The following is a 21,934-nucleotide window of genomic DNA, read 5'->3' on the forward strand; positions in this document are numbered from 1 at the left end:
CCATGGTTCCTGCAGCAACCCATTCCGCTTTGCGGGAAGGCATCCAACGTCTCGATTTCGGCCGTGTCTCTGTCTTCTTCGGCGAGAAGAGCGGGAAATATCCCGACGGTAACCAGGTGCTCATCCGTGGCTCGGACACGCGTGCGGCCTTCGACACGCCCATCGTTTCGAACTACATCGGCCCCGAGTTCGACGCCACTGAACTGGTGGTCATGGGCCACGTGCACGAAGACCATATGGCCGGATTGCACCGCGTTCCCGACGCCTGGGTGTACGTGCCAGAAGCCGACTTGCAGGCAGCGCGTAGCTGGAGCGGCATGGCTGCAGCCTTTGGCATGACGGACGAGCTCCAGATCTCGCAGACGCTGGACAAGTTCCAGCGAGATTTTTTCTATGCACCACGACCCGACGCACAGGGTTACGAGGACGGCATGTCCTGGAATGTCGGCCAGTCGACGATCCGGGCATTCCACATGCCTGGCCATACCGCTGGCCACTCGGTTCTGCTGGTCGAACCGGAGGGCATTGCCTTCATCGGCGATATCGACCTGACCGGCTTCGGCCCGTACTACGGCGATGCCTGCTCGAACCTTCGTGACTTCCGCCGCAGCCTGGCTCGGTTGCCGGAAATTCCGGCCAAGGTCTGGGTCACCTCCCACCATCGCGGCGTCTATACGGAGAGAGCGCGATTCCTGCAGGACCTGGCCGCCTACACGGCAGTGCTCGATGAGCGCGAGCAGCGGCTTCTGGCATGGTTGCGTGAATCACCGAAGACGCTGGGGCAGTTGGTAGAGCGGCGGATGCTTTATCCGCCGGGGTTCGAGGCGGCATGGGTCGTGGACGCCGAGACCCGCACGATTTCGCAGCACCTGGTCGAACTTCTGGCCGACGGGCGGGTGCAGGTGGACGAGCAAGACGTCTATCGGCTTGGATGAACGCATCGCTCCAGCGTAACGCCGCCCGCACCAACCTACGCCAGTGCTCGACTCCGTAGATTGGTCCGAGCGCGGCGAGACCGACATCGCCGGTTTCCCAAGCCCTGGCAAAGTCACGGCAACGTGCCGTAGACAGAGCAACAGGGTTGACTACTCCAGATTTCCCGTAGCAACGCATCAATCGGTTTTTCGGCTCCGCGCGAGGAAGCCGGGACGGTGCCGACTTTTCAACTGGATCCTCCCAAAGCTGATGCCTAAAGCATTTCTGGGTCAGGGTTATCAGATGCAGCACAGTGAGACCTGCCAATCATGTCTGAACACTGTGCCGAAACTGATGCCCGATTATGTATGTTGCAAGGGCTCGGGCTCTAGCCGACTGCACCGACCTGTCTCCCATTGCAGCAGGAGGGAAATGGCGCAAGGGAGGACCGTCAGGGTCACGACCGTCGCGATGGCGAGCCCGCCGATCACCGCGAAGGCCATCGGCCCCCAGAATATCTGCGGCGCGATGGGAATCATGCCGAGGATCGCCGCGCAGGCCGTCAGCACGATGGGGCGTGCCCGGTGCGTCGCGGCGTGCACGATGGCCTCACGGGGCAACTGGCCCTCGCCGACATTGATGTCCACTTCCTCGATGAGGATGATGGCGTTGCGGACGATCATGCCGACCAAGGCGATGACGCCGAGCTGCGCCACGAAGCCCATGGGCGTTCCGGTCGGCAGCATGGCCAGGACCACTCCGATCAGGCCGAATGGTGCCATCGCCAGGGCGAGGAACATCCGCGAGAAACTGCGCAGCTGCAGCATCAGCAGCACGCACATCACAAGAGCGGTCACCGGCAATACGGCGGCCAGCGAGGCGCTCCCCTTCGCGGCTTCCTCGACGGCGCCACCAGTTTCGACCTTGTATCCCTTGGGCAGCCCGGCGGCGAATTGCGCGACGGCGGGCGCGAGCGCCTGCACGACGGTCGCCGCCTCGACGCCCTCACGAACGTCGCCTTGGACGGTGACCAGCGGGAGACGCTGCCTCCGCCAGATGATCGGATCCTCGACGCCGTAGCTGAGCCTGGCAATCTGCGACAGCGGGACGGCAAGTCCCTGGGCCGAGCGGATCTGCAGGTTGGCCAGGGTCGCGAGGTTCGTGCGCTCACCGATTTGCGCGCGGACGACCACGTCAACGAGACGATCCTGGTCGCGCACGGTGGTCACGGTCGTGCCAGAGAAGATCGACGCCATGGCACTGGCGATCTCCTCGGAGGAAAGCCCCAGCGCCCGTGCCTGCGTCTGGTTGATGGCGACGAAGACGCTCCGTTGCGGCTCGCCCGACAGCAGATGCACCTCGCGGGTATCCGTGTTGGTCGAGAGCAGGTTGGCGAGCTGTCCGGCCAGGTCGCGCACCTTGCTCTGGTCGGGCCCCGTGACGCGGTACTTGAGGGGCCAGCCAACCGGCGGGCCGAGCTCGAGTGGTGTCGCCCGCGCGATGAGCCCCGGGAATTCTGTCTTGAACAGCCCGGCGAGCTTGGCCTGCAGTGCGTCACGCTCCTCGATGCCCTTGGTCACCACCACCGCCTGGGTCACATTGTCGTTCTGCAGCAGCACCTCCATAGGGAGGTAGAAGCGGATCGCACCGGAACCTACATAGGTCGAGAACAACTCGACACCGGGGTCTTCCTTGAGCAGCTTCTCGAGCTTCAGCGCCTCCCGCTCCGTCGCCTCAAGCGACGCGTTCTGCGGCAGCGTCAGGCTGACCAGGAGCTCCGGCCGGTCGGAGGGCGGGAAGAACTGCTGTTCGAGCTGGCCCGAGGCGACAAGCGACAGCGCGAAGGCGACGCCAGCCGCGGCAAGCGTGATCGCGCGATGCCCCAGGGCCCAGGACAAGGCACGCTGGTAGAGCCCCATGATCCGGCCGTTGCCATGGCCATGATTCGGTAAGGATTTCGGCAGGAGCAAGGTGCCGAGCAAGGGCGAGAAAAGGACGGCGACCACCCAGGATGCAGACAGCGAGATCAATACCACCATGAACATCGAATAGCAGTATTCACCCGCGCTCGAAGCGGCGAATCCGACCGGGATGAAGCCGGCGATCATCACCAGCGTGCCCGTCAGCATTGGAAAGGCAGTCGAGTCGTAGGCGAAGCTCGCCGCTCGCTTGAGGCTCCAGCCCTCCTCCAACTTTCCAATCATCGCCTCGACAGTGATCATCGCGTCGTCGACGAGCAGGCCAAGGGCGATGATCAGCGCACCGAGCGAGATGCGCTGCAGGCCAATGCCAGTCAGCTCCATGCCGATGAAGGTCAGAGCCAGCACGAAGGGAATCGAGATACTGACGACGAGGCCGGCGCGGACGCCGAGCGAGAGGAACGAGACAGCGAGCACGATCGCAATCGCTTCGGCCAGCACCTTCAGGAAACCGCTCACGGCCTGCTTGACAACGGTAGATTGATCGGCGACCTGGAGCATCTCGATGCCGTGGGGCAACGCCCTCCTCACCTCGTCCATGCGGTCTCGCACCGCTTGCCCGAATTCGAGCAGGTTGCCGTCGGAGGCCATGGAGATGGCGACGCCGAGCGTCTTCTCGCCGTTGACGCGGAACTGCGGCGATGGCGGGTCGGCCGGGATACGCCGAATAGTGGCCAGCTCAGTCAGCGGCACGAACCGGTCGTTCGCCCGCAGCGTCATGGTCCGTAGGCTCTCCTCGGAGACGAAGCTGCCGCTCACGCGCAGAGCGATCTTGTCGTCCGCCAGGCGCACCGTTCCGGCGGGGCTGACAGCGTTCTGAGCGCTTAGGGCCCTCAGCACCGCCTGCTCGTCCAGGCCGTAGGCGGCTAGTAGACTGGGGGAGAATTCGACGGCGATCTGTTCCTCCTGCACGCCCAGGAGCTGCACCTTGCCGATGCTCGGGATGCGCAGCAATTCCGCACGCACGCCCTCGAGGTAATCGCGCAACTCCCGATCCGAGAATCCCTCAGCCGTGAACCCGTAGATCTGGCCATAGGTGTCGCCGAACTCGTCGTCGAAGAACGGACCCTGGACCCCGCTGGGGAGGGTCGCAGCGATATCGGCCATCTTCTTGCGCACCTGGTACCAGGCGTCGGGGACGATGTCTGCCGGCGCATCGTCGCGCAGGTTCACCATGATCACCGTCTCGCCTGGGCGCGTGTAGCTGTCGAGCCGGTCGAGCCAGGGGATCTCCTCGAGCTTCTTCTCCAGACGATCGGTCAGCAGCTTCGTCGTGTCATCGATGTTCGCGCCGGGCCAGCGAGCGGCCACCACCATGGTCTTGATGGTGAAGGCCGGGTCTTCGTTGCGGCTCAGTTTCGAATAACTCATCGCGCCGCCGAGCAGCGTGATCAGCATGAGGAAGAAGATCAGCGGCTTTTGAGCGATCGACCAGGCCGAGAGATTGAAGCCGCCCTGCCCTTCCGGGCCTGCCTTGCTCGAACTCATTTGGCCACCTCGCCGGCATCATAGGTGACTTTCTGGCCGGGCCTGAGCTTGCTCACACCCGCGGTGACCACGGCATCGCCTTCGCTGAGCCCGGACTCGACCAACGTTTGCGTCGCCGTGTAGCGCGCCACCGCCACCGGTTTGCGGACGAGCTCCAAACTAGTGGGCTGAACCACGAACACCGCAGGGTTGCCGGCCTCGCTCGTCAAGGCCGAGGACGGCAGGATGATGAGCGACTTGCCGGGCAGAATCAGGCGTCCCGTTACCGTGGCGCCCAGCGCCATGGTAACGGGGGCGTCGGGCAGCGCGATACGGACGCGATAGGTGCGGGTCGCCGGGTCCGCGGTCGGGCTCGCGTCGCGGACCCGGCCGATCACCTTGACTGAGGGATCGGAGAGGAGCGCCACTTCGACTTGCACGTCGGAGGGCACGCTGGTGTATATCCGCTCGGACACGTTGAAGACGGCATCGCGCTCATGGGTGGAAGACAGCTTGATCGCCGGCTGGCCTGCATCGACGACTTGCCCGGCATTGACCAGGACCGCACTGACGATGGCGTCGTCGGGCGCACGGAGTTCGGTGTAGGTCAGCTTGTTGCGGGCGGTCTGCAGTCCCGTTCTGGCGACCTTGAGCTTGGCGTTGGCGGCGCGCCAGCTGGCCTCGGCTTCCTCGACCCGCGCCCGCGCGACGAACTGCTTGGCGAAGAGGGTGCGTTGCCGATCGAGTTCCGACTTCGCCAATCCTTCCGCCGCCTCGGCACTCTTCACCTCGGCCTCGGCGGTCAGCACTTCGTTCTGAACGTCGTTCGGATCGAGCGTCGCCAGAACCTGCCCCTTGACGACACTCATGCCGATCTCCGCGACACGGGTCGCGACGCGGCCGTCGATGCGGAAGCCGAGGTTGGTTTCGACATTCGCCTGGATCTCGCCCGTCTGGGCGACCTCCTCGCCGATGGAGGCAGCCTTCGCGATGACCGTGCGGACGGGACGCGGCGCCTCCGTCGTTTGTATTTCTTCCTGACACCCCGTCAGTGCCATGACCAGGCTGCAGGCATAACCGCAGAGCAGGAATGTCTTGACTAGTTTCATCTCGGGTCTCCTTGCTCAAGCACGAGCAGTACTGAGCGACGCACGCATTCCCGGAGTTCTGTGCGTGCGGCGCTGAAAATCGATACAGCCTTTCATGGCACAAACCTCTGAAGCCTGTGCTGTTTTACTGAGCGGTAATCCCGGATAAATTTAACACAACACTAGTTATGTTTAATATTCATCAGACGAAATTAGCCCTGCTCTGGAGCTCGGCAACGGAACGGCAGTCCGGTATCAGGCATTGACACCTGGCTCGTTCCCGCGTGGCCTGCGGGATTCTGTTCCGCCTGCCCGGGTGAGTCCCTTTCTCAATCGACGGACGGCCGCCCGCCCCAAAAAAAGAAGCCGCCCCGAAAGGCGGCAAAAAGGAGCAGGCTTTTGGCCTACTGTGAAGTAGCCGTCAGCGAATGCCCGAGCTTCGCAGTGCGGCGGCGGTGTACTCGGCAGCACTGGAAGTGAAGCCGAACTGCAGTGCCTCTTTTTCCTCGTTGTGCATGCCGGACACGATGTAGCGGCCGTTGATCAGGTCATACAGCGCCTCGGTACCGAGCCATGGAATCTGGAGGTCATACATCGGTGAGAGGTGGCCTTCGGCGACACGCCAAAGGGTGCCGCGAGCGTCGTAATGATCGGCCAACGCAATCTGCCAGCTGTCCTCGTCGATGAATAAGACCCGCTTGGCGTAGATGTGCCGCTCTCCCGGCTTGAGCGTCGCCTCGACCTGCCAGACGCGATGCAGCTCGTAGCGGGTCAGCTCGGGATTAATATGCCCGGGCCTGATGATGTCGCTGTACTTGAGGTCTGCCCCGTCGAGCCGGTAGCTGTTGTAGGGGATGTAGATTTCGCGCTTGCCGACCAGTTTCCACTCGTAGCGATCCGGTGCGCCGTTGAACATGTCCTGGTTGTCGGCGACACGCTGGCCGTCGGCAGCCGGATAGGGACCGTCATAGGAGACCTGCGGCGCACGGCGTACGCGTCGCTGCCCGGCGCTATAAAGCCACGCCAGGCGCGGCTCCTTGACCTGGTTGAGGGTCTCGTGCACCAGCAGCACATCACCAGCCAGACGCGACGGAGCAGTCACCAACTGCTTGTAATAGAACAGCACGTTTCCTGGGTTCGCCGGATCAAAGTCGGCAACGCGATCACGGAAGGTGAACTGATCTTTGAAGTGCACCGGCACAAAACTGCCATCGGCCAGCGGTGTGGCCTGCACATGGCTGCGCTTGGCGCTGCCGCCACGGTAGCGGGTGATGTGGTTCCACACTACTTCCAGGCCATCCTGCGGGATGGGAAAGGGCATCGCGGTGGAGAAGTTCTCCAGACCGTTGCCGCCGTCCACCATTCTGGTTCTTGTCGCATTCTCCCTGGCCGCCTGATAGACAAAGTCAGGCGCATTGGCGGAGCGGTGGCTACGGTAGACCGGTAATTGGTAGGTGCCTGGATAGCGTTTGAGCATCGCCATTTGCCCAGGCGTCAGGTGGTCCTGGTGCTGCGCCATGTTCTGCACGGTGATAGTGAACAGCGGCTGCTCTGTGGCGAAGGGGTTGCTGAGAAATCCCGCGGGATCTCGGTTGCCGGCACCGCTGGACAGTCCCCCGTCCCAGGGGGGAATGGTACCCGCGGCATTACCCGCCTTTTCGGCTCCCAGAGGCGTGAGCGACGCGCCCAACTGGGCGGCCTGCTCGACACTGACCGCCCCCAGGGCGAACTGACCGATCAGGCCAAGGCTCAGCGCCAGCGAACAATTTGAAAAAACCATCTTTCCCATGCTTTCGCTACCTCTTGTTGTTGTGCTTGGTGAGTAAGCGCTGGAGTTTCTGAATACCTGCACGCCCCCCTCGCACGTCAATCACGTATTTCCGGGCGAGGCATGTAGGAATCAGCACTCCGCTCAATCCTTTGAACTGATGAAAAAGGGCTGCCTGCTTCCGATGGGGCGTTCGTTAAAACCCAGGCTCTGACAAAAACGCTATCGTTGCCGTACAAATGCATCGCCAGCATGAAGTGGAGCGTTTCTTACGGGGACAAGTTGGTGCTGTGAAGTGAGCCGCCAGACAATGGTGGCTCACTACAGTCAGACTCCAGGTCACTTACCTGGCGTGGACAAACGATTGAAACGAATTGTTCTTCGCCCGCTCCAGCGCGCCGTAGGCGTAGTACTGCTGGATTATCTGGCAACCCCAAACGGTCAGGGCATAGATCATGAACTCCATCTTGTCCTCGTCGCCCGGGATTGGGAGGAAGTCATAGACGACCGCCACGGCCAAAGCAGCCGCCGTAGTCAAGGCATTGAGCAGAGCGTGCATGAACTCGCCAGCGCGCAGCAGACGCCAAGTGAAATAGCAGAGATAGAGGGTGTAGCAGGCCCACATGATCAGGTAGAAATACGGCAGCAGCCCTTTAACGAAGTCGGCAAGGACGAGCACGAAAGTGGCGGCGAAGGTGACCCCGAAAATCATGATGTCCTTGGTAACCGAAGGCCTGTAGTTATGGGTGACCGCCATCAGGCCAAGCGTGGCCACAATCGGGACACCGAAAGCGCGGGAAAAGGCATCGAGGAAGAAAGAGATGCTGTAGCCAACCTTGAAGCCCGTCACAAGGAATAGCAGTAGATTCGAAGCAGAGAAGGCCACGATCAGCCACTCGAATCCGAGCAGATAGTTCTTCCGAATGCGCACATACTTGAGGCCGTAAACCACACCGCTAGTGATCAAAAAAACGCTAGAAAGCAGCGCAAGAACTTCCTTAATTTCCATAGCAATAACCTCTATCAAATACTCTACCGATGGTTCACTTCGCCACAGGGACAAGTGCCGCGAGATAGTGGGAAAGTGCCTGACGATCATCCGCGGACAAGGTCGAGACGATGGCAGTCATCGCGCCCGTCGAATCCTTACGCCGCCCCTCGGCAAAGGCATTCAGTTGGGCCAGCAGGTAGTCGTGCCCCTGCCCGGCCAACCGCGGGAACTGGTCGCGCCCCATTAGCCCTTCGCCGTGACACGCCGCACAGCCTCCGCTCACCACCAGCTTCTGCCCCTTCTCCCGCAGCACGGGGTCAGCCTTGAAGGAGCTGTTTTCCACTGCCGACTGCTTGGCGAAGTACTCCGCCAACTGCTGGACGTCGGCCTCGCTCAGGGTCATAGCCAGCGGCCCCATGTTCGGATTGGCCCGCGCGCCACTGGCGAAGTTACGCAGTTGGTTGGCCAGGTAGGCAGCAGGTTGACCCGCCAGGCTGGGATACCCCTGATGCTGCGACTTGCCTTGAACGCCATGACAACCTACGCAGGCATCGCCCAGACGCGGCCACGGGCCGCCATCGGCTTCCTTGGCCTCCGTGGAAGTGCTGATGTGGTCCATCAGACGATAGAGATCGAGCGCATCACGACCGTAAAAAGCCAGCAGCCCGGCAAGAACCACGACTACAGCCAGCGCTATCAACTTCTTCATCTTTTTCTCCTATACCCGACGCAGGGCGTTGAGCGCCTGCAAGGCGCTCTGGTGGCCCGAGCGCACAGCGCCATCCATGTAGCCGGCCCAGATGTCAGCGGTCTCGGTACCGGACCAGATCAGGTTGCCGCAGGGTGGTCGCAGCGCCTCGCCGTGGGTGGTCCAGAAGCCCGGCGGGATGGCCGATACACAGGTGAGCGTCCAGGGATCGTCACGCCCCCAGTCCTGGTCGTGGTACGCCATGGGCTGTAGCGCCTCGTCACCCCAAACCCCGGCGAAGATTTCCGTCAGCGTGCGCTTGGCCGTTTCATGATCCGAGGGCAGATTGGCGTTGGAGAGGAAGGCATTGATGATGCCGATCTCGCCATTGGGCGGCGAGTTGTCCCAGGCCCAGATAATTGGGCCATCCATCATCATGATGTGCCCGTTCAAGCCCTTGTCCCGCCAGAACGGCCGGGAATACACCATGGCCATCTTGCGTGCCGGCGAATGCGCGGGCCAGGCACGTTGCAGCGCTGCACGCGCTCGCGGCAGAGCCGGCTCGAACTGCACCTGGTTGCACAGGGCCGGGTGGATGGCCACGATGACCTTGCGCGCGCGAATCGGCCCCAGGTCCGTGTGCAGGGTCACGACCTCGCTACCCCAGTCGGAAATCCTCCGCACCGGACACCGCAAACGCACCTTGTCGCCCAGTTGCTCGGCCATTCTGGTGCTGAGGATCTGCGAGCCGCCGATGAAACGTGTGCCTTGCGCGCTGTCCTTGATCGAGTCGAGTTTTTCGTAGTCGCAATCGGCCGAATTGATCATGGACAGGAAATGCAACAGCCCCATTTTGGCCGGGGTGACGCCACCGGTCAGCGTCATGCTGGCATCCCAGCCGGACCGTTCCTCTGGCTTGATGTTCTGCTGGGCCAGCCAGTCGCCAACCGAGAGCTTGTCCAGTTCAGCAGCTCTGGGCGATTTCCAGGGTGCGCCGGAGGGCACGTCACGAGACATCTCGCTCAACTTACCAGCCACGCTCAGGTCGGTGCCGAAGGTGCCCTTGAGATCGAGCTCCAGCTTGCCCTCCCCGCCCATGATGACCGTGCGCCCCTCGTAATAGGTCGGGAAGGTGCCGACCTCCAGCTGGCGAGCAAGGTCTTCGACAGCGGTCTGGCCCGGGCCTATCCACTGGCCTCCCACTTCCGAGACATGGCCATTCACCTCGTAGTTGAGGGTACGCCCGCCCACCCGGTCCCGTGCTTCCAGGACTAGGAAGGACTGGCTGCCAGCCAGCTGTAGGTCGCGGGCGGCGGTCAGGCCGGCCAGCCCCGCACCGATGATGACGACGTCCAGCACGTCGTCTTGCTCCGTCGCCGCACTCGCGGCGCCGGGAATCTCGCTGGCCCGCACCAGCCCCGAGCTCAGGCCGATACCGCCAATGGCCGCCGTGGCGCCCGCCAGCTTCAACAATTGCCGCCGCTTGAGATTGGGAGAAAGATTTGAGGTGGGCTTGTCCGCCATACTTGTCGCCTCACGCATTTTGTTATTGAAGTCGTCGTTCTTGTCGCGGCATCGAAAAACGGCGGCGTATGCCTGCCGCAGGACTCGCCGGACACGCCGGCGGTCAATGTCTTTATTGGAATTCAGTGAGCCTCGTGGCGCGGGCCGCGCGTCAGCCCGTCACCAGGGTGCAGGCCGGTTTGCGCAGCAACCGGGTGCCGAACACGATCATCCACATCGGGAAGATCAGGACGACCAGGACCAGCATCGCGCTGGAGAGAGCAGCCAGCTGCGGAAAGAAACCCGCCAGGAAGAACAGGCCGAAGCACCAGCCGACGACGCTGAGAGGCAGCAATACCAATCGGCCCCAGCCAGCACGCTTGAGATGGCGACCGACCACCAGCCCCCAGAACAGCACGACCGGACCCTCGCACCACCACAATCCTTGCTGACTACCGACAGCGATGCTGGTCCAGACAACTTCCGCTGCTTTGGCGGCTTCACCTCCCGCGGCATAGATCTCGGCCAGCGGGTTCAGCACGGAAAGTTGCAGGGCAGCGCCGATCACACCCAGAGTGACGTAGAGGGCGATGGCGAGCACCGCGATATCCCCAAGGGTGCCTGCCTCTTCACGAAAGACGCTCCAGAGGTAGCCGCCGATCACCAGCACCGGCAGATAGAAACCGAGGATGTCGGCGAGCATGGACAGCCTAAAAAACTGCCGGGTCTCTGCCGGGAACCCCAGCATCGTCGCACCGTCCAGGGAAACGCTCATATCACCTTGGGTGACCATCAGCATGAAGCCGACATTCAAGTAGGCAAAGATGCCGCCCAGAATCGCGGCCCAGGCAGTAACGCGCACTGCCTCTTTTGAGTTGCTATTCATCATCGCTCCGCGCAAGCAGAAAGGTTGTGTTTGGAACTGGGCGGAATCTCCGCGACGTCCCAGTTGTCCATCAGTTGGCGCCGCCCTGGACCCTGCGATTCACCCAGTTGTCCATCAGGTTCGCCGCCCCCAGCGCCAGCTTGACGGCACACCACTGCAAGGGCTCAGGCAGGGTCGAGGGCGTCTTGTGACGCAGCGCGGCCAGCAGAGGATGCTCGACACCGCCTATTCGCTCGGCGAGCAGGTAGCCCATCAACGATTGGGTGGCAACGCCGTGCCCAGAACATCCGGCGGTGTAGATGACGTTGTTCTGAGCGCCGGTCTCGCCAACAACCGGCAGCGCGTCATAAGCCATGCTGACGTACCCGCTCCAACTCGACTGGATGCCGAGGCCGCGCAAGGTCGGGAAGCGCTCGTTCAGCGCCACCGCCAGCTCACGATATGCAACGTCATCCGGCACATTCGGCGTCTGCGAGCCGTATGCATAACCAAGCCGTTTTGTCGTGATGACGAGCGTGTTGCGGGCGGTGAGGCGGTGGCTCTCCATCGTCCAGTGCGAGGTAATCAAACCTTCCCTGCCCGGCCAGCCCAGCGAAGTCAGTTGCGCCGTGGACAGCCGCTCGGTCTCGATCGCCGAGACGCGTAGCGGTACCACCTTGTCCCTGAGAAGACCGAGCTGCGGGGTGTAGGCGTTTGTGGCCAGCACCAGGTAGGGAGCACTCGCTGTGCCCCGCCGGGTCGCACACCTGATGGTCGGACCTTCGCTGTAGGACAGCAACGGCGTGTTCTCGTAGAGCTTCACACCGGCCTGCAGCGCTGCGCGTCGCAATCCCATCACGTACTTGCCGGGGTCCAGGGTGCCGCCGTGCTGCTGGGCATAACCGAACAGAAACGCAGGCGGGATGCCGCGCGCCCGCATTTCGGCATGGTCCAGGAACTGGGTCTTGGAGCCCAACTCAAGGCCAAGCTTCATGGCCTTGCGGATTTTCTTCTCCTGAGACTTATGAACGCCGACGCGAATATTGCCCGAGCGGTTGTAGTCGCAGTCGATGCTCAGCTCGTCGAGCCTGCGCTCCACGTAGCTGACGCCCTCGTCGTAGAAGCTGACGATTTTCCTCGCCTGCTCGATGCCGACACGCTTGAGGAAGAACTCGAACTCGATTCCCAGGCTGCCACCGAGATAGCCCGCATTGCGCCCACTCGCGCCGAAACCGGCAAACTCTTGCTCAAGGACAATGACCTTCGCACCGAGAGCAGTCAGCTCCAACGCGGTGGACAGCCCGGCAAAGCCAGCGCCGACCACGATCACATCGGCGCTGACATCACCTTCCAGCTCTGGCTGCAGGTCAGCCGGCCTCTCCACCCACCCACCGAGCCGACGAAATTGCGCGACTCCACAGCTGGTCTTGTTTTCCGCGTCTCGACGGGTTGCTGACATGACACGTTCTCCTATCGGCTCAGGATGTGAACTGCGACGGCGCCTTCCTCGACCCCGATGAGACCGCCACCGTTCTCCTGGATCGCATGGCGCGCACCCTCGACCTGACGGGCACCCGCCTCGCCACGCAGCTGGGTGGTGAGCTCGAAGAGCTGGCCGATGCCGGTCGCGCCCAGCGGATGCCCCTTGGATTCCAGGCCACCGGACGGGTTGATCGGAATACGGCCGCCCACGGTGAAATCACCGCGCTCGGCACAGACACCGCCCAACCCCATGGGGGCCAGCCCAAGGTTTTCCGCCTGGATGATCTCGCCCATGGCGGAGGCGTCGTGGACCTCGGCCACATGCATGTCCTGGGGCCCCAGGCCAGCGATCTCGTAAGCCTGCAGCGCAGCCAGGTGGCTGACGTGCTTATCCGGCTCTTCGATGCCGCGCAGGGTGAAGCTGCGGATCACGCTGGCGGCGATCTTCACGCAACGCTTGGGATCGGCCCCGATCCGCTTCAGGCCGGCCTCAGTGCAGATGATCGCGGCGGCGGCGCCGTCGGTCATGGGTGCGCACATCGGCAGGGTGATCGGGTAGGTGATCGGCGGCGCCGCCAGCACTTCCTCGATGGTGAAGGGCTTGCGGAACTGCGAGTAGGGATTGTGCACCGAGTGCCCGTGGTTCTTCGCGCACACAGCAGCGATCTGCCGCTGGGTGGTCCCGTAGGTCTTCATGTGCCAGCGGCAAAAGCCTGCATAAATGGACATGAATTGGCTGTACGGACGGTCGGACTCCGAGCCTGGCGGTGGAACGATCCCATCCCCCATCTTCGATAAGGTCGCGAAGTTCTCCTCGGCGCGGGCAACATCCCAGCCGGCCTCGAACAGGGCGAATGATTTCGCCTTGTCGGCCACCACCATTTTCTCGCAGCCCAGGGCCAGCGCCACATCGGAAGCGCCTGCGCGCAGGCTCTGCACTGCCAGGTGAACCGCGGTGCTGCCCGAAGCGCAGGCGTTCTCGACGTTGAAGGCCGGCACTCCTTCGATGCCGATCTTGCTCATGATCACCTGCCCCGGAATGGACAGTTGCCCCTGCAATGCGCCGTTGGTGATACCGGCATAGAAGACAGCGCCAATATCGGAGCGTTGGGCGCCAGCATCCGCCAGCGCGCCATTGAGCGCCTCCAGGGCAAGATCCTGGAGACTGCGATCCGGATGACGACCGAACTCGGTCATGGCAATGCCGGCAATGTAAATGGGTTCCATCAGAAGACTCCTCGACTTCAGATCTGCCGGTTGACGCCTTGCCAATAACGGGCACGCAGGTCTTTCTTCAGTACCTTGCCGACCGGGCTACGCGGCAGCGCCTCAATGACCTCTACCGATTTGGGCGCCTTCACCGAGCCCAGCTTTTCCTTGCACAGCGCAATCAGTGCTTCAGCGTCGACGGTCTGGCCCTCGTTCAGCTCGATGACTGCCTTGACCGCCTCGCCCCAGGTCTCGTCGGGCACGCCGATCACCGCGCAGTCACGTACGGCAGGATGGCTCCAGAGCACCTGTTCAACCTCGCTCGGGTACACGTTGAACCCGCCCGAGATGATCATGTCCTTCTTGCGATCGGTGATGTGCAGGTAGCCGTCAGCATCGATGTGACCGATATCGCCGGTATGCAGCCAGCCATCGATGAGGGTCTCCGACGTCTTCTGCGGGTCCTTGTAGTAGCCCTTCATGATCAGGTCGCCGCGCACGCAGATCTCGCCCGTTTCGCCTTGGGCGAGAATCTCGTCGTCGTCGTTCATGATCTCCACGCGGATCAGGGGATTGGGTCGTCCGACAGAGGACAACCGCTCATCGCTGGCCACTTCGCCATTCACGAAGTGCTCGCCCGGGGTCAGGTGCGCGATGGCACCCGGCGCCTCGGTCTGCCCATAGCCCTCCATCATGACCGGGCCGAAGACCTCGATCGCCTTGCGCAACTTCTCCACCGACATCGGCGCAGCGCCATAGAGGAAGTAGCGCAGCGAAGAGAAATCGACCTTCTTGTTCAGGTCGGGAATATCCAGCAGCCGGTAAATGACCGTCGGCGGCAGGAAGAACTCTGTCACCCGGTATTGTGGGATCGCCGCCAGCAGGAGTTGCGGCTCCGGCTTGGTGATCACGACAACCGCGCCGCCCCTGGCCGTGCAGGGCATGGACAGCATGCCGGCAGTGTGGGTCATCGGAGCCGCCGCCAGGTTCACCGGCCGGGTATTGGCGGGATATGGCGTGTTGATCATGAAGTGCGCAAAGCTGGTCTGCACGCTGCGATGGGTGTTCATGACGCCCTTGGGCAAGCCCGTGGTGCCACCGGTCGGCCCGAGCCAGATCACATCGTCTGGATCAACGGCGACACGCGGATCGGTCGCCGGCTGCTGCGCGATGAATTGCTCCAGCGATTCGGCCCCCTCCACTTCGCCATCTATGCAGACCCACTGACAGATCTTCGGCAGCTGCGGCCGAAGGTTGGCAATGGTCTCGGCAAATTCGCGCTGGAAGAACAGGATCTCGCAGTCGAAGGCGTCCAGTACGTACCGGTTCTCCTCGGGCGCGTTGCGCGCGCCCACCGGAATCCAGCACAGGTTGGCGCGCCACAGCCCCAGGGCACAGAGCCAGGCGGTTACATCGTTCGTGGCCCAGACCGCGCCCTTCACCCCGGACGCGAATCCACTGGCCAGCAGTGCGTTGGCGATGCGGCAGGACATTTCCCCCGCTTCGGTAAAGGTCGTGACCACGCCGTCCTGGATATAGGCAGGCCCCTGCGGATTGATCCGCCAGCCACGGTCAAAGAAATCAATGATTGCCATCTTGGTCACTTCACAGCTGGGTGATGGTTGCGCGAGCCAGGCCGCGCTGCTCAAGGAAGCCGAGCATGTAGCGGTGGCCGAAGGCCTTGGAGGAGGACGCGAAGCCCACTTTGGCAACGTCGTTGTCCAGCAGCTTGACCGCAGCCGCCGCGTGCAGCGCACCGGTGGCGATATAGGGGGTGATGCCGTGCACGGTGGCACGCACCGCCGACAGCTGACCGCGACCGATGGCGAAGTCCACGGTGCGCTGCAGGGTGCTGCGCTCGCGCGGCGGCATGCTCGGGGTGGTGGAATCCACCAGATTCTGGATCACCGCGTCCTGCTGCTCCTTCGGCAGATGCTTGTACTCGGCCTCCCACTTCTGCCCCAGGGAATGCACGGTCCTCATCACCGGGTTGTCGTAGAAGCCGACACAGGACATGCAGCTGCGTACGCGGCCGTCGTTCTGGAAGTAGATCGGCAGCGAGGTGCCGCCCCAGGGCAAGCAGAACACGGACTCGAGCAGGCTGGGGCAGACCACGTTGAAGCTGGTATTGGGCGCGTACGGAATCAGTTCCTTCTCCCACAGGTAACCACCCGGGTGACGGAAGCCTTCGAAGATGGTGGCGGTGGAGCCAACGGTCACGCCGGCAGCGCCCACGCGCGGGCCACGGGTCAGGGTCGCGGTTTCCAGGGAGTCGACACCGGGGGTTTCCAGGGCCAGTTCGGCGGCGATCTCGGCGAAGGTGTACATGTAGGCCAGGGAGGGCGACAGCAGCAGGCCGGCCTGGCGGTAAAGCTCGCCGAACTGGTCGCGCAGGGCGCGGATATGTTCCTGCTCACCGGCCGGGTCCAGGTAATGGCAGCCGGCTTTCAGAGCCGCCTCGGCGGTGGTCAGACCGAAATTGACGAACGGACCGACGGTGTTGCAGACCACTTTTGCGCCCTTGAAGACGGCAGTCAGGGCCTCGACCTCGTGCGCGCACTCGACGATCTCGTAAGTGGCTGCCTCCAGGCCCACGACGCGTTGCGCCATCATCTCCTGGGCACGCTTGGCATTACGGGCCACGGCAGTGAAGGGAATCTTCTGGTCAATCAGCCAGTCCATGGTCAGCATGCCGGTGTAGCCGCTAGCGCCGTAGACAACGACAGGATATTTGGCCATTTCGAGTACCTCGTTTTGTTCTTGGATGAATGGTCTGGTGTAACGGGTGGATCAGTTCTGAGCCCAACCTTCGGCATAGAGCTGCTGTGCCAGCAGCCCCAGACGCATGGTCAGGATGCGGTTCTCGCCGTCCTCGATCAGAGAGGCCTGGGTGTCGCGCAGTAGTTTCTCGATGGGATATTCGAGGGTGGTACCGTTGCCACCGAACAGGCGGAAGGCCTCCTCGACCACCGCCAGTGCTTCCTCGGTCACGGTGACCTTGGCAGAGGCCGTCGCGTACGGATGGGTCAGCGGCGACAGGCGCGCGAAGCTCAGTGAGCGACGGGCAACCGCTCGGGCGGTTTCAACGCGGCGAAGCATTTCGCCCAAGCGCAGGCGGGTCATCTGGTGGTCGATCAGCATCCGACCACCCTGGCGGCGCTCATGGCAGTACTGCAGGGCGAGCTCGAAGGCCGCCCGAGCCACACCGGTGAAGACCTGGCTCATATGGGTACCGGCATAGGACCAGGAGGAGCTCACGGCGCCGTAGTAACCGTCCCGTTCGGCAATGGCGAAGCGGCGCGGGACACGTACGTCATCGAAGTAGATTTCCCCCTGGGGCAAGGAACGCTGACCGATTTTTTCCAGCGGCTTGCCCTTGGAAACTCCCTTGATATCCAGCGGGACGATCACCGCAATGCCGTTGGGCAAACCATCCTCGCCGTAGAAACCGTCACCGTAGTCGGCGCACATCAGGCCGAAGGCCACCTGCGCGACAGCACCGTTGGACACCCAGGCCGAGCTCTGGCCATTGATGATGATCTCGTCGCCAACGACCTTGGCAGTCAGGTTGCCGATGTTGGCCGGCGTACCCACGGGCCAATCGCGCTTGATATCGAGCAACTGGTTGTCGCTGCCGCGATCCGGCTGGGTGGCCATCCAGCAGCCGATCCGCCCCTGGCACAGCTCGATCAGCTCGGCATTGCCCGCCGCGACGGCCATCTGCAGCGGGAAGCCGGCGCACCCCAGAGAGACGCCCAGACCGGCGTCGCCCCACCCCAGCTCTTCGCCGATCATGGATTCGATCCGCACCGCCATTTCCGGCGGTAGCTCCGCCAACAGCGCGGGGTCCAGCCCCAGCTTGGCGAACTCGCTGAACACCGAGTAGTAGGGAGAGCCCGGCGCCGCCACTTCTTCTGCGGTCATCCGATCCAGCTCGCGCCCCAAGGGACGCAGCACGTCCTTGGCGAATCGGTGCACAGAGGCCTGTATGGCTGCTTCTTCCTCGGAGAGAGGCGTTTCGAAACCGGAAAGGCCGGCGGCCGGAAGGGTGAGGTTGGGCTTGAGAGTAATCATCAGATCACCTCCGCCGATGCCGGCACTTGAGTCAGCGGGCGCTGCGCGCCCAGGCAGTTGGATTGAATCGCGGGCGACTGAACGGCCGATCCGCCGCAAAAACCGCTGCAGACGGCGAAGCCGTCGTTAGGACGGGAACCTGTCTTGAAGCTTTTCATGCACGACCTCCAGGGGGGTCTCTTGTTGTTTTGCAGAACTGTAATCCTGTGTCAGCTTTTACGCAACACTTGTTATGCAAAACACTTGTTACGCCACGAACCAAGCGACTGGCCCCGGGGCGAACAATCGCCGTCCGCTGCAGGAAATGAATTGAGTGGCGCCCTGCCCGTTCGGTGGATTGGCGGCATGGAGGATGGCGCGGCGTAAACAAAACCGGCTCGACAGCACGTTCCGCTGCAGATTCAGGTCTCGGCATTCCCCGTGGGTGCCGACTCCCTTCCCTCCTGTCGGCACCCTGCTTCCGCCGGCGGCCACACAGCACAGCAAAGCTACAATTACTGCGGAGCCCCACCCGCTCTCCTCCCTCATGAATGGAGGCCTGGCAGCCGCACGAATGGCGCCCTAGCCATCGCGCCGATTGTTCCGGCAGAGGATTCTGGAGATGACAGCTCTTCAGCTTCGCGACATCCGCGACCCGTTACCCGATCCCGAGCTCGACGGATACGTCAGATTGGCCGCAATCGCGTGCCAGGCGCCCATTGCCATGCTGACGTTCCTCGACAAGGAGCAAGAGTGGTTTGGCGCGAAGCTGGGGGTGGCATCCGGGGAGAGGCCCAGGGCGGGCTCGTTGAGCGCTGTAGTGGTGGAGTCCAACGAACTGGTTCATGTGGAGGATGCCTCCACCAATCGGCTTCTCCAGCACTGCGCCCTGGTGGCGGGGCCACCTTGTATCAGACTCTTCGCCGGGGTCCCGCTCACCGTGGCGGAGCGGGACGTGATCGGGGTGCTTTCGGTCGCGGATACCGTAAAACGCAACCTCGATGCCACACAGGTCGAAGCCCTTCGCTTGCTGGCTGGCCAGATCTCGAACCTGCTTCAGCATCGGGCCACGCTACGAAGCCGACTGGAAGCAGCCGGCAAGGAGGCTGACGCGCTCGTTGGCCTAAGGGAGAGCCAGCGCACGCTGCAGACCCTGGTCAGCAACCTCCCCGGCGTGGCGTATCGGAGCCTGAATGATGTTTCCTGGCGTCTTGAGGTCGTCAGCGAGGGCTGCCTGAAGCTCATCGGCTACTCCGCCGCCGAACTCATTGCGGGGACTGTCAGGATGGTCGATGTCATTCACCCTGACGACATTGCCTCGCTCAGGCGCAAGGTTTCCAGAGCCTTGAAGACCAGGACGCCCTACCAATCCACCTACAGAATCAGGACCGCGACAGGGCAGACCAAGTGGGTCTGGGACAAAGGGTGCGGCGTCTACTCCGCAGACGGAGCGGTGCTCGCGCTGGAGGGGTTTATCACCGACATCACTGACCAGAAGCACGCCGAAGAATGTATCCGCAGAATGGCCTATTTCGATGAGCTGACAGGCCTGCCCAATCGCCTGTCCATGAGGGATGCCCTGAGTACGGCCATCTCCACCTCAGGCGACTCGCACGACCCTGTTGCCCTGCTGCATATCGAAGTCGACAACTTCCGCGAGATCAACGAGACGTTGGGCTATCACGAAGGCGACCGGCTGCTGCAGGTGGTTGCGACAAGGCTGCGCGAGGCGGTAGCCGCCAGCGAAATGGTCGCCCGAATTGCCGAGTCCTCGTTCTCGGTGTTGCTTCCAGGAATGGATGCCAGCCATGCGGTGCAAGCCGCGCGAAAGGTACTGGAAGTGTTGAGCACGCCGTTCGGGCTGGACGCCCTGCTGGTGCCCGCTGACTGCAGCATCGGAATCACGATGTATCCGGGGCATGGCAGTGACCCCGATTCGCTGTTGCGTCGCGCGAATGTTGCGCGTTATGGCGCCAGGCGCAGTGCGGAAAAAGTTGCCGTATATGCCGGCGCGCTCGACAGTGACAACGCTCAGCGGCTGATCCTGATGACCGACCTGCGTCGTGCCATCGACGGCGACGAGTTACGCCTGATGTTCCAACCCAAGGTGCGAATGCATTCAAGGCGGGTGAGCGGCGTGGAAGCACTGGTACGCTGGCAGCACCCTGAGCGGGGCCTGATGGGCCCAGGCCAATTCATCGGTTTTGCCGAGAGCGCAGGCCTGATCACCCGGCTCACACATTGGGTACTGGCGGCTGCCGTTCGCGAAAGTCATGCCTGGCACGGCTCAGGCCATGCCGTGCCAATTGCGATCAATCTTTCGCCCCATGACATTCGAGACCGGCAGTTGCTCGAGCAGATTTCGAGAGCCCTGGAGACCTGGGGCGGCACACCGGACTGGATCCAATTCGAGCTGACCGAAAGCTGCATCATGGAAGACCTGTCAGTTGCGCGGCACGTCCTCACGCAGCTCCGCGAAGCAGGCTTCAAGCTGTTCATCGACGACTTCGGAACCGGATACTCGTCCCTCGCCTACCTCCGAAATCTTCCGGTCGACTACATAAAGATCGACCAGTCATTCGTGAAGGACCTCGACAGCGACAGCGAGTCAGCGGCCATCGTGGAAACCATCATCAAGCTTGCCCATAGCCTGGGCATTGAAGTGGTCGCTGAAGGTGTCGAGTCGGTTTCGACGATGCAGATGCTATCGAGCTGGGGTTGCGAAGAGGCCCAGGGCTATTGCATCAGCAAGCCGATATCCGGACATGACTTCCAGGCATGGAACAAGGCCTTTGTATAAAGAGCGGTGCGCAACGACCTTGCCGAGTTGCTAGATAGATCTTGAAGTCAGCATTTCCTGGATCCTCTGGGTAGCCTCCCGGGTCCGTGCCGCGAGCTTCTTCACCTCGTCAGCCACCACGGAGAAGCCACGCCCCACATCACCGGCCCGTGCTGCTTCGATAGCGGCATTGAGGGCGAGCATGTTGGTCTGGTCGGCAATACCCTTGATCACGCCCACGACGTGCGAGATCTGCTCGTAGGTTGCCTGCATTCCAGACACCTCCCGTGCATGGATGGTTTCGGCCAACTTCTCGTCCGAGATGTCCCGTACGGCGCCGATGATGCGACAGAGCGTGCCATTGCAGTCCACGACCCCCTGCCCTCTTTCCCGGTACCAGACCTCACCCCTGGTTTTGTGCCTCATCCGGTACTCGACCGTATAGGGAGATGAAAGGTCCCCCACGCGCAGGTATTCGGTGACCACCTTCACGACCTGCTTCAGGTCATCCTGATTCACGATGGAAAAGTAGCCCTCCCAGTCGTCGTTGAAGTCCCGCTCCGAATAGCCCACCAGTTCGCGGAACTGCTTCGACCACCGCAGTTGGTTTCCTGGATGCTCCGGGTCACCGTCGACGATGAACAGCTCCCAGCAAACCTCTGTCAGCGCATTCCGGGTCACCTCCCAGACCTGCTCTTTTTCCCTGTGTAACGCCAACTGTTCATTCAGGCCGGATAGCGTCAGGTTGCGCGCCTCGATCTCGCGCTGCAGCGCCTGTATTTCATCCCGGGCGGCCTGCAGACACACCTGCAAGTCACGAACCAGAGCGCTTTCAAGCTCTTCCTGTTCCTGCTGGCAGTCTGGAAGCGCCTCAAGACTGAGCCGTCGCGCCAATACATCGAAGCTATCACTCAACCACGGATACTTCTCGATCAGCCCGCCCTGGTAGTCGGGGACGGGCGAACCGTTCAACAAAGACGTAATTCGCGAGCTGACCTCTTCAGCCAGACGCTTCAGCTTTCTTCCGGAAAACATGGGCCCTCCGCGAAAACAGTGGATTCCATCGTTGGCTTGCGCCCAAAAAAATGGGGCCGAGCGCCGGGTCACGACGGGGCCCCAAAAGGTCACACTCACACCTTGCTGCCCC

The 21,934-nt window shown here is 62.4% G+C and carries 16 protein-coding genes; 2 read left to right on the forward strand and 14 right to left on the reverse strand.

Annotated features, from left to right (window positions below; translation table 11 throughout):
• Positions 1-2: 2 nt before the first annotated feature.
• Positions 3-935, forward strand: coding sequence for an MBL fold metallo-hydrolase (locus G559_RS0111400; protein WP_028628336.1), 933 nt, complete (start codon positions 3-5; stop codon positions 933-935).
• 342 nt (positions 936-1,277) lie between these two features.
• Here G559_RS0111400 and G559_RS0111405 read toward each other — a convergent pair whose 3' ends face one another.
• The 13 genes from G559_RS0111405 to G559_RS30405 form a co-directional block, all read right to left on the reverse strand.
• The gene (locus G559_RS0111405; RefSeq protein ID WP_028628337.1) at positions 1,278-4,382 is read right to left on the reverse strand and encodes an efflux RND transporter permease subunit; all 3,105 of its coding nucleotides are present in this window, start codon (positions 4,380-4,382) and stop codon (positions 1,278-1,280) included.
• On the reverse strand, positions 4,379-5,470 hold the full coding sequence (locus tag G559_RS0111410) for an efflux RND transporter periplasmic adaptor subunit (RefSeq protein WP_028628338.1): 1,092 nt from the start codon (positions 5,468-5,470) through the stop codon (positions 4,379-4,381). Before G559_RS0111410 ends, G559_RS0111405 begins: the two co-directional genes overlap by 4 nt.
• Before the next feature lie 400 nt (positions 5,471-5,870).
• Positions 5,871-7,238, reverse strand: coding sequence for a DUF1329 domain-containing protein (locus G559_RS0111415; protein ID WP_051246584.1), 1,368 nt, complete (start codon positions 7,236-7,238; stop codon positions 5,871-5,873).
• Between the two features lie 322 nt (positions 7,239-7,560).
• On the reverse strand, positions 7,561-8,226 hold the full coding sequence (locus G559_RS0111420; RefSeq protein ID WP_051246591.1) for a hypothetical protein: 666 nt from the start codon (positions 8,224-8,226) through the stop codon (positions 7,561-7,563).
• 34 nt (positions 8,227-8,260) lie between these two features.
• Positions 8,261-8,917 (reverse strand): c-type cytochrome, encoded by a 657-nt coding sequence (locus G559_RS0111425; RefSeq protein ID WP_028628341.1) that lies wholly within the window; start codon positions 8,915-8,917, stop codon positions 8,261-8,263.
• A 9-nt stretch (positions 8,918-8,926) separates the two neighbouring features.
• A complete protein-coding gene (locus tag G559_RS0111430; protein WP_028628342.1) occupies positions 8,927-10,420 on the reverse strand; it encodes a flavin monoamine oxidase family protein in 1,494 nt (497 codons plus the stop codon).
• 151 nt (positions 10,421-10,571) lie between these two features.
• Entirely contained in the window at positions 10,572-11,285 is a 714-nt protein-coding gene (locus tag G559_RS0111435) for a hypothetical protein (RefSeq protein WP_028628343.1), read from the reverse strand.
• A 70-nt stretch (positions 11,286-11,355) separates the two neighbouring features.
• Positions 11,356-12,723 carry an NAD(P)/FAD-dependent oxidoreductase gene (locus tag G559_RS0111440; RefSeq protein WP_028628344.1) on the reverse strand — a complete coding sequence of 456 codons (1,368 nt, stop codon included), beginning with the start codon at positions 12,721-12,723 and terminating at the stop codon, positions 11,356-11,358.
• A gap of 11 nt (positions 12,724-12,734) precedes the next feature.
• A complete protein-coding gene (locus G559_RS0111445; RefSeq protein ID WP_028628345.1) occupies positions 12,735-13,973 on the reverse strand; it encodes a thiolase family protein in 1,239 nt (412 codons plus the stop codon).
• A gap of 17 nt (positions 13,974-13,990) precedes the next feature.
• On the reverse strand, positions 13,991-15,550 hold the full coding sequence (locus G559_RS0111450; protein WP_028628346.1) for an AMP-binding protein: 1,560 nt from the start codon (positions 15,548-15,550) through the stop codon (positions 13,991-13,993).
• Between the two features lie 10 nt (positions 15,551-15,560).
• A complete protein-coding gene (locus G559_RS0111455) occupies positions 15,561-16,694 on the reverse strand; it encodes a saccharopine dehydrogenase family protein (protein WP_028628347.1) in 1,134 nt (377 codons plus the stop codon).
• A gap of 51 nt (positions 16,695-16,745) precedes the next feature.
• Entirely contained in the window at positions 16,746-18,029 is a 1,284-nt protein-coding gene (locus G559_RS0111460; RefSeq protein WP_028628348.1) for an acyl-CoA dehydrogenase family protein, read from the reverse strand.
• Positions 18,029-18,187 (reverse strand): hypothetical protein, encoded by a 159-nt coding sequence (locus G559_RS30405; protein WP_155945717.1) that lies wholly within the window; start codon positions 18,185-18,187, stop codon positions 18,029-18,031. The genes G559_RS0111460 and G559_RS30405 overlap by 1 nt, the downstream gene beginning before the upstream one ends.
• Positions 18,188-18,630: 443 nt before the next feature.
• Between G559_RS30405 and G559_RS29620 the strand changes: the two genes are divergently transcribed.
• Positions 18,631-20,808: a putative bifunctional diguanylate cyclase/phosphodiesterase gene (locus tag G559_RS29620; protein ID WP_051246593.1), complete on the forward strand. Its 2,178-nt coding sequence runs from the start codon at positions 18,631-18,633 to the stop codon at positions 20,806-20,808.
• A 30-nt stretch (positions 20,809-20,838) separates the two neighbouring features.
• Here G559_RS29620 and G559_RS30930 read toward each other — a convergent pair whose 3' ends face one another.
• Positions 20,839-21,822, reverse strand: a complete 984-nt coding sequence (locus G559_RS30930) for a methyl-accepting chemotaxis protein (protein ID WP_028628349.1) — start codon at positions 21,820-21,822, stop codon at positions 20,839-20,841.
• Between the last annotated feature and the right edge of the window lie 112 nt (positions 21,823-21,934).

The organism is Metapseudomonas resinovorans DSM 21078, assembly GCF_000423545.1.
Lineage (GTDB): Bacteria > Pseudomonadota > Gammaproteobacteria > Pseudomonadales > Pseudomonadaceae > Metapseudomonas > Metapseudomonas resinovorans.

Excerpts from the sequence above, each read along its gene's own strand:
- G559_RS0111400 (WP_028628336.1), top strand. The coding sequence starts at position 3 with ATGGTTCCTGCAGCAACCCATTCCGCTTTGCGGGAAGGCATCCAACGT.
- G559_RS0111405 (WP_028628337.1), bottom strand. The coding sequence starts at position 4,382 with ATGAGTTCGAGCAAGGCAGGCCCGGAAGGGCAGGGCGGCTTCAATCTC.
- G559_RS0111410 (WP_028628338.1), bottom strand. The coding sequence starts at position 5,470 with ATGAAACTAGTCAAGACATTCCTGCTCTGCGGTTATGCCTGCAGCCTG.
- G559_RS0111415 (WP_051246584.1), bottom strand. The coding sequence starts at position 7,238 with ATGGGAAAGATGGTTTTTTCAAATTGTTCGCTGGCGCTGAGCCTTGGC.
- G559_RS0111420 (WP_051246591.1), bottom strand. The coding sequence starts at position 8,226 with ATGGAAATTAAGGAAGTTCTTGCGCTGCTTTCTAGCGTTTTTTTGATC.
- G559_RS0111425 (WP_028628341.1), bottom strand. The coding sequence starts at position 8,917 with ATGAAGAAGTTGATAGCGCTGGCTGTAGTCGTGGTTCTTGCCGGGCTG.
- G559_RS0111430 (WP_028628342.1), bottom strand. The coding sequence starts at position 10,420 with ATGGCGGACAAGCCCACCTCAAATCTTTCTCCCAATCTCAAGCGGCGG.
- G559_RS0111435 (WP_028628343.1), bottom strand. The coding sequence starts at position 11,285 with ATGAATAGCAACTCAAAAGAGGCAGTGCGCGTTACTGCCTGGGCCGCG.
- G559_RS0111440 (WP_028628344.1), bottom strand. The coding sequence starts at position 12,723 with ATGTCAGCAACCCGTCGAGACGCGGAAAACAAGACCAGCTGTGGAGTC.
- G559_RS0111445 (WP_028628345.1), bottom strand. The coding sequence starts at position 13,973 with ATGGAACCCATTTACATTGCCGGCATTGCCATGACCGAGTTCGGTCGT.
- G559_RS0111450 (WP_028628346.1), bottom strand. The coding sequence starts at position 15,550 with ATGGCAATCATTGATTTCTTTGACCGTGGCTGGCGGATCAATCCGCAG.
- G559_RS0111455 (WP_028628347.1), bottom strand. The coding sequence starts at position 16,694 with ATGGCCAAATATCCTGTCGTTGTCTACGGCGCTAGCGGCTACACCGGC.
- G559_RS0111460 (WP_028628348.1), bottom strand. The coding sequence starts at position 18,029 with ATGATTACTCTCAAGCCCAACCTCACCCTTCCGGCCGCCGGCCTTTCC.
- G559_RS30405 (WP_155945717.1), bottom strand. The coding sequence starts at position 18,187 with ATGAAAAGCTTCAAGACAGGTTCCCGTCCTAACGACGGCTTCGCCGTC.
- G559_RS29620 (WP_051246593.1), top strand. The coding sequence starts at position 18,631 with ATGACAGCTCTTCAGCTTCGCGACATCCGCGACCCGTTACCCGATCCC.
- G559_RS30930 (WP_028628349.1), bottom strand. The coding sequence starts at position 21,822 with ATGTTTTCCGGAAGAAAGCTGAAGCGTCTGGCTGAAGAGGTCAGCTCG.